The 4,910-nt window shown below is 65.8% G+C and carries 6 protein-coding genes; 3 read left to right on the top strand and 3 right to left on the bottom strand.

Translation table 11 applies throughout. From position 1 onward, the window contains the following. Positions 1-171: 171 nt before the first annotated feature. Together JHC57_RS02975 and JHC57_RS02970 are read left to right on the top strand one after the other, a co-directional pair. Positions 172-873 (top strand): extensin family protein, encoded by a 702-nt coding sequence (locus tag JHC57_RS02975; RefSeq protein ID WP_294028528.1) that lies wholly within the window; start codon positions 172-174, stop codon positions 871-873. Positions 874-1,034: 161 nt separating this feature from the next. Then, the gene (locus tag JHC57_RS02970) at positions 1,035-1,910 is read left to right on the top strand and encodes an LOG family protein (protein WP_294028526.1); all 876 of its coding nucleotides are present in this window, start codon (positions 1,035-1,037) and stop codon (positions 1,908-1,910) included. A gap of 148 nt (positions 1,911-2,058) precedes the next feature. Here the strand turns inward: JHC57_RS02970 and JHC57_RS02965 are convergent, their stop codons facing one another. Together JHC57_RS02965 and JHC57_RS02960 are read right to left on the bottom strand one after the other, a co-directional pair. Then, complete coding sequence (locus JHC57_RS02965; protein ID WP_294028524.1) at positions 2,059-2,490, bottom strand: cytochrome c family protein; 432 nt, start codon at positions 2,488-2,490, stop codon at positions 2,059-2,061. After that, the gene (locus JHC57_RS02960; RefSeq protein WP_294028523.1) at positions 2,490-3,152 is read right to left on the bottom strand and encodes a cytochrome c family protein; all 663 of its coding nucleotides are present in this window, start codon (positions 3,150-3,152) and stop codon (positions 2,490-2,492) included. Before JHC57_RS02960 ends, JHC57_RS02965 begins: the two co-directional genes overlap by 1 nt. A 181-nt stretch (positions 3,153-3,333) precedes the next feature. On the opposite strand from JHC57_RS02960, the gene JHC57_RS02955 reads away from it, so the two are divergent. Further along, complete coding sequence (locus JHC57_RS02955) at positions 3,334-4,227, top strand: prephenate dehydratase (RefSeq protein WP_294028522.1); 894 nt, start codon at positions 3,334-3,336, stop codon at positions 4,225-4,227. A gap of 7 nt (positions 4,228-4,234) precedes the next feature. Here the strand turns inward: JHC57_RS02955 and JHC57_RS02950 are convergent, their stop codons facing one another. After that, on the bottom strand, positions 4,235-4,909 hold the full coding sequence (locus tag JHC57_RS02950) for a CDP-alcohol phosphatidyltransferase family protein (RefSeq protein WP_294028520.1): 675 nt from the start codon (positions 4,907-4,909) through the stop codon (positions 4,235-4,237). Position 4,910 lies beyond the last annotated feature (1 nt).

The following is a 4,910-nucleotide window of genomic DNA, read 5'->3' as shown; positions in this document are numbered from 1 at the left end:
ATAGTCTCTCCTTGCAGAGAGCTCGCGCGGCGTTGGGACCGCGTGGCCCGGCGCCGCGTTTAGGGAGTGCGCGTGGGCTGTCAAACAAATTGCACGGACCGCGCGAAATTTTCGACGAGTGGAGAAAATGGTATACGACTTGTTAACCATTTCGTCGGTAATTTGACGCCCATGCCGATCCCGACTTTCCTGAAGCCCCGGATCCTGATCGCCGCCACGGCGGCGCTGGCGCTGTCCGCCTGTTTCGGTGCCCCCGAGGTGATGAAGAATGGCGGCGGGAAGCAGGCATCGGCAAGCAAGCCGAGCCGTCCGCAGGCTGTGGGCTCTCCCTCCTTCACCAGTGCCGAAGCGCAGCAATGCGCGTTCGACCTCAACCAGGCCGGCGTGCGCTTCACGCCGCTTCCGAACCAGGATCATGGCGGTGGCTGCACCTCGATCGATTCGATCAAGCTGCTCGACGTCGGCGTGCCGGTGTCGGGCCTCGGCGCGATGACCTGTCCGCTCGCGAAGAATTTCGCGGCGTGGGCGCAATATGCGGTGAAACCCGCGGCGCGGAAATATTTCGGGACCGAGGTCATCAAGATCGAGACTTTCGGTACCTATAGCTGCCGCAACATCTATGGCGGCCGTTCGGGCCGTCTGTCGCAGCATGCCTATTCGAACGCGATCGACGTGTCGGGCTTCGTGCTCGCCGACGGGCGCCGCATCATGCTCGACGGCGGGTGGACGGGCGACCGGCCGTCGCAGGATTTCCTGCGCGCACTGCACAAATCGGGCTGCCGCCGCTTTGGCACCGCGCTCGGCCCCGACTATAACGCGGCCCACTATAATCATTTCCACTTCGACATGAGCGGCAACGGCTACTGCCGCTGATTTTCGTCATGCCGGACTTGATCCGGTATCCATCGATGTTCGGAAGAATGGACCCCGCATCAGGTCGACCGTGCCACATGTCTCGTTCGAGGGTGACGAAGAGGGAGGAGCGAGCGGTCGCTGACTTGGCAAAGTCACGCGGAGCGGCTAGCCGTCCGCCAATGGCAGAAGATAAACAACCCCATCGTTCGCGTTTCCACAAGGCCAAGGACGACGCGCAGTTCGCCAAGCAGGCGACCACCACCCCGCAGACGGCTCACCCCGCCTACAAGCTGGCGTTTCAGGACAAGGATTTCCTGCTGCGCGAGGATTTGCGCCCGGTCCGTTTCCAGCTCGAACTGCTCAAGCCCGAATTGCTGCTCGACGAGGCCGGGATCGAGTCGACGCTGGTCATCTATGGCTCGGCGCGCATTCCCGAACCGTCGCAGGCCGACGCGATCGAGACCGCGGCGACCGACGATACGCAGCGCAACATCGCCCGCCGCCTGAAAGCGAAGGCGAAATATTATGACGAGGCGCGCGCTCTGGCGCGGCTCGCGAGCCAATATCCGTGCGACGACAAGGGCTGTCGCCACTTCGTCGTCTGTTCGGGCGGCGGACCGTCGATCATGGAAGCCGCGAACCGCGGCGCCGAGGACGAGGGTCGCGAATCGATCGGGCTCAACATCGTGCTTCCGCACGAACAGGCGCCGAACCGCTTCGTCACGCCGTCGCTCAGCTTCCAGTTCCACTATTTCGCGCTCCGCAAGATGCACTTCCTGCTCCGCGCGCGCGCGGTCGCGGTCTTCCCCGGCGGTTTCGGCACCTTCGACGAGATGTTCGAGCTGCTGACGCTGATCCAGACGGGCAAGATCAAGCCGATTCCGATCGTGCTGTTCGGCAAGGAATTCTGGCACCGCGTCGTCAATTTCGAGGCGCTGGTCGAGGAAGGCGTGGTCAGCGCGCGCGATCTAGACCTGTTCAAATTCGTCGAAACCGCCGACGAGGCGTGGAAGATCATCACCGATTTCTACGCGAATATCGACGAGCATCATTGACCGGATGCAATCCTCCCCGTCCGCGCAGCGGTGGGGAGGGGGCCACCCGAAGGATGGTCGGGGAGCGGCGATGTTTACGCCGATTGCCCCTCCGTCGGCGCTTCGCGCCGTCACCTCCCCATGGCGATGCCACGGGGAGGATCGAGGATCATCTGGACTGTTCTTCGAGATACAGGATCAGCGCCTTGCGATCGGTCGCGTCGATCACGCCGGCGAAGGCCATGCGCGTGCCGGGAACATCCTTCATCGGCGCCTCGAGATATTTGTCGAGCGCGGCGTCGTCCCAGACGCCGCCCTTCGCCTTCATCGCGCCCGAATAGGAAAAACCGGGTTTCGTCGCGACGGCGGCGCCGACGACGCCGTGCAGATTCGGGCCGATCCCGTTCGGGCCGCCCTTTTCGACGGTGTGGCATGCGACGCAGCGGCGAAAGACCTGCTCGCCCATGGCGGCGGTCGGCGCCACGGCGGGCGCTGCGACGGCCGCGCCGTCCCCGGCGGGGACATCGCCGCCCCTGTCGTCGCTCTTGCCGCAACCGGCGAGTGCCAGCGCGCCCGCCAGCAGGACGGGCGCGAGGCGCATTATTTCTTGGCTTCGGCCGGAGCGGGGGCGGCCGGTGCGGCGCCGGCCGGGGTGGCGGCGGCCGCATCGGCGGCCGGTGCGGGAGCGGCGGCAGCACCGTCGGCCGGCGCGGCGTCCTCGGCAGCGGTCGGCGCCGCTTCGGCGGCGGGCAGCGGCAGGTTCGAACCCTGGCTGTTCAGATAAACGATCAGATTCGCGCGGTCTTCGGCGTTGCCGAGGCCGGCGAACGACATCTTGGTGCCCGGGGCGAACTTGCGCGGGCTGGTCAGCCAGGCGTCCATCTTTTCAAAGTCCCAGCTGCCGCCCATGCCGGCGAGCGCGGCCGAGAAGCCGAAGCCATGCTTGCCGTGGCCGATTTCCTCGCCGAGCGTGCCGTACAGATTCGGGCCGATACCGTTGGCGCCGCCCGAATTGATCGTGTGACATGCGGCGCACTTCGCGAACACCGCTTCGCCCTTCGCGGGGTCGGCCGCGGCGAGAAGGTTGGCGAGCGGCACCGCCGATTCGCCGCCACCCGCGTCGCCATCGGCGTCCTCGATGGGAAAACCGGGCTTTTCCGGGGCGTGGGTTGCGAACAACATCTGCGACCCGATGGTCAGGCCCAGCGCGCAGATGCCGGCAAACAATACCCAGCCGGCAATAGTGTTGTTGCGATTGTCCATGCGTAGCAGCCCCGTTAGCTGACGCCCGCGTGCCGGGCGCATCTTTGATTTGGACGCTCCCTTACTGGCGGCGCGACGGCGGCGCAAGGGGATGAAATCGCGCGAGGGAATGGATTGCGCCCGGTTGCGCGCAAAGGGGCGGGCGGCTATGCGCCGCGGCTCCACCGTGGGAAGGCAATCGATGGGAAGTTATTCGGCTTCGGCGCAGCATCTGGTCGACGAAATGCGCCGCGCGGCGCTGGCCGAGCCGGCGCGCGGACTGGCATTCCAGGGCGCGCCGGGCGCGAACAGCGATCTTGCCGCACGCGAATATGATCCGGATTCGCTGCCGATGCCCTGCTATGCGTTCGAGGATGCGATCGATGCGGTGCGCGAAGGCCGCGTCGACCGCGCGATCATTCCGATCGAGAACAGTCTGCACGGCCGCGTCGCCGATATCCACTTCCTGCTGCCCGAATCCGGCCTGTCGATCGTCGGCGAGCATTTCCTGCCGATCCGTTACGGTCTGATGAGCCGCGATCTCGGGCCCGTGACGCGTGCGATGAGCCACGAGCAGGCCCTGGGGCAGTGCCGCCACTGGCTCCGAGCCAACAATATCGCGCCGGTCGCGCACAGCGACACCGCGGGCGCGGCGGCATGGGTCGCCGACAGCGAGGAGGTCGGGCTCGCCGCGCTCGCACCGCCGCATGCCGCCGAAATCTATGGCCTGACGCTCCACGGCACCGGGATGGAGGACGCCGAACACAACACGACGCGCTTTGTCGTGCTTGCGCGCGAACCGCTGACCGATTTCGCCGCGGTCGAGGGGCCGCTGATGACGACCTTCATGTTCGAGGTGAAGAATATTCCCGCCGCGCTCTACAAGGCGCTGGGCGGCTTCGCGACCAACGGCGTCAACATGACCAAGCTCGAAAGCTATCAGACCGGCGACAGCTTCGCCGCGACGCAATTCTATTGCGACATCGTGGGGGCACCCGGCGACGAGCGGATCGACCGAGCGCTCGAGGAGCTCGATTTCCAGACCAAGTCGCTGCGGCTGCTGGGCACCTATCCGCAGGCGCGCGAGCGGCGCTGAGAAGGAATCAGTTCCCCCGGCGGCGCAGCATCCGGGCGGTCGCCGAGGTCTGGACGACGAACAGCGTGACGAGGATGCTCGCGACGACCAGCCCGAACAGGTCGAAGGGCGAGAAATTGGTGCCGCTTATGTCGCGGCCGCCGACGATCGGCATGAGCACGGTCATCGCCATCAGCATCAGCCTGAGCTCGGTCGGCCCTCCGGCCATGTAGGAGAGGCGGAATTCGCCGAGGATCTTCGCCGAAATGAAGGTGTGGATCGAGAGCAGGAAATAGCCGATCACCCCCATCAGCGCGACGTCGAGCCGCATATAGGGGCTCATCCCGATCGCGCTGATCATCAGCAGCGTCGCGAGCGCATCGACGCTGTGATCGACGAAATAGCCGTAATTGGGCCGTTCGATGCCGCGCCAGCGCGCGAGGCTGCCGTCGAGCGAGTCGCCGAACCAGTTGACGATATAGCCCACGAGCGACAGGCCGAGCCATTCGCTGTCGAACCAGCTCAGCAGATAACCCGACGCGACGAGCGCGGCGCCCGCGAAGCCGAGCACGGTGAGCTGGTCGGGCGTGACCCATCGGGGAAGGCGCGCGCAGAGCCAGTTGAGAAGACGGCGCTCGCTGCGCGCGAGGATGTTCTGCTGGATGCGGACCGGCGCCTTGGCGACGGGTTCGAACTTGCTCATG

The sequence above is a fragment of the Sphingopyxis sp. genome, assembly GCF_016463645.1.
In the GTDB taxonomy this organism is placed as follows: Bacteria; Pseudomonadota; Alphaproteobacteria; order Sphingomonadales; family Sphingomonadaceae; genus Sphingopyxis.
This window is presented reverse-complemented; position numbering and strand designations above follow the sequence as displayed.

Coding starts and splice junctions, on each gene's coding strand:
- JHC57_RS02975 (WP_294028528.1), top strand. CDS start 172: ATGCCGATCCCGACTTTCCTGAAGCCCCGGATCCTGATCGCCGCCACG.
- JHC57_RS02970 (WP_294028526.1), top strand. CDS start 1,035: ATGGCAGAAGATAAACAACCCCATCGTTCGCGTTTCCACAAGGCCAAG.
- JHC57_RS02965 (WP_294028524.1), bottom strand. CDS start 2,490: ATGCGCCTCGCGCCCGTCCTGCTGGCGGGCGCGCTGGCACTCGCCGGT.
- JHC57_RS02960 (WP_294028523.1), bottom strand. CDS start 3,152: ATGGACAATCGCAACAACACTATTGCCGGCTGGGTATTGTTTGCCGGC.
- JHC57_RS02955 (WP_294028522.1), top strand. CDS start 3,334: ATGGGAAGTTATTCGGCTTCGGCGCAGCATCTGGTCGACGAAATGCGC.
- JHC57_RS02950 (WP_294028520.1), bottom strand. CDS start 4,909: ATGAGCAAGTTCGAACCCGTCGCCAAGGCGCCGGTCCGCATCCAGCAG.